Here is a 1,737-nt window from a genome sequence, read left to right as displayed (position 1 = left end):
GGCTAGGGCGCGGCCTCCCCCCGTCCCGCGCAGAAGGCGATGGTCAGGTCCTTCACCAGGACCTTGCGCTCGTAGTCGTCCAGCTCCACCAGCCCGCGCAAGGTGAGCCGGTTCACGGTGTCCTCGACGGAGTCCACCACGGCGCTGAGCACCCCGGCCCGCTGCCGGGTGTCCAGGGCGGCGATACGCCGCCGCTGCATGACCGCGGCCACCTCGGGGGCGTACTCGACGCGGATCGGCCGCACCGCGAACACCTCGAGCCCGACCGCCCTGGCGTCGGCGGCGACCTGGCCGGTCAGCGCCTCCTCCAGGCCCGGCTCGTCACCGTCCTCGCCGGGACGCTCGTCGGCCGGCTCCATCGGCGGGTCCACCGGGATCCGGGCCAGCGCCGCCTCCACGCAGCGGCGCAGGTACTCCTCGTGGTCCTCCACCGCGTGCACCGCCCGTGCGGTGTCCTTGACCCGCCACACCACCAGCGTCCGCACCCGCAGCGCCACCCCGTTGGGGTCGCTCGCGCACAGCGGTTCGCTGCGCCAGTGCCGCAGCCGGACGTCGACCCTGCGGCGCAGCAGCAGCGGGTTGACCCAGAGCAGGCCGGTGCGGCGGACGGTGCCGCGGTAGCGGCCGAACATGCCCAGCACCCAGGCGCGTCCGGTGTTGCCGCGGGCCAGGCCGCCGAGGCCGAACAGGCCGAGGGCGGCGGACCCGGTCCAGGCGGCCCACCGGCCGAGACCGAAGCCGCCCGTTCCGGCGTCCGCGACGGGCAGGCCGGCGATCTCCAGCGCGGCCGGCGGCACCACGCCGGCCCACCAGGTGGTCAGGACCCCGCCGGCCAGTCCGGCGGCGCCGGCCAGCACCCCGAGCGCACCGGGCAGGGCGCGGCCGGGCCGCTCCTCCAGCGCCGGGTCCACGTCGGCGGCCACCGCGGGGAGCGGGGCCGGACGCCGGCGGGCCGGGCGCCGCGGACCGGCGGCTCCGGCCGCGGCGGGTGTCCCGGTGCCGGTCGCCCCGAGGGCCGCGACGGTGCCGGTGGTCTCGACGCGGGCGACCACGGCGGGCTGCGCGCCGGTCATGGTGTCGTCGCGGAAGAGGAGGTGGACGGGGATCTCGGTGGTGGCCTCGTTCTGGATCAGCCGTCCCTGCGGACGGGCGGCCGCGGGCGCGGGCTGCGCGGCGGGGGCGGTGCGTGAGCATCCCCCACGGCTACCAGGACCGGCACCCGCCGCGGGGACGACTCGCGTCCTTCCCACCCGAACGGGTACCGGCCGCGTCCCGCACGGACCGCGGGGCTCTTCCGTCCCGCACGGGCCACGCGTGCCCCCGCCACGCCCGAGCGCGTGCCTTCCGCCACGCTCGGGCCCCGCGGCACTCCGGAACGCTCGGGCCACGGGGGACTCCGTCACGCATGGGCCTCTAGGGCGTTTCCTTCGGATCATCTGATCGTTGGTTGATGTGTGTCGTTGACTGACGCCCAGTGGGCGAGGATCGAGCCGTTGCTGCCGGACCGGACACCTCGGCGGGGTGGGCGATGGCGTGATCACCGGCAAGTGATCGACGCGATTGCGTTCAAGTACCGCACCGGCACTCCGTGGATGGACCTGCCCGAGCAATTCGGCTCGTGGAAGGGCGCCCACAACCGGTTGCGGAAGTGGGCCGCCGACGGCACCTGGGAGAAGGTCTTCACCGCCTTGCTCGCCCAGGCCGACGCCGAAGGCGATCTCGACTGGATCGTCTCGG

Annotated in this window: 2 protein-coding genes; one reads left to right on the top strand and one right to left on the bottom strand. The window is 75.6% G+C overall.

What is annotated here, in order from left to right; genetic code table 11:
* Nucleotides 1-2: 2 nt before the first annotated feature.
* Nucleotides 3-1,133, bottom strand: a complete 1,131-nt coding sequence (locus ACOV8S_RS19440) for an SPFH domain-containing protein (RefSeq protein ID WP_448319457.1) — start codon at nucleotides 1,131-1,133, stop codon at nucleotides 3-5.
* A gap of 321 nt (nucleotides 1,134-1,454) precedes the next feature.
* On the opposite strand from ACOV8S_RS19440, the gene ACOV8S_RS19435 reads away from it, so the two are divergent.
* Nucleotides 1,455-1,737: transposase (locus ACOV8S_RS19435; protein ID WP_448319073.1), on the top strand; the 283-nt coding region annotated here is incomplete at its 3' end.

It is taken from the genome of Streptomyces sp. CO7, from assembly GCF_053474865.1.
The sequence above is the reverse complement of the archived record's forward strand: the minus strand, read 5'-3'. Positions and strand labels throughout refer to the sequence as shown.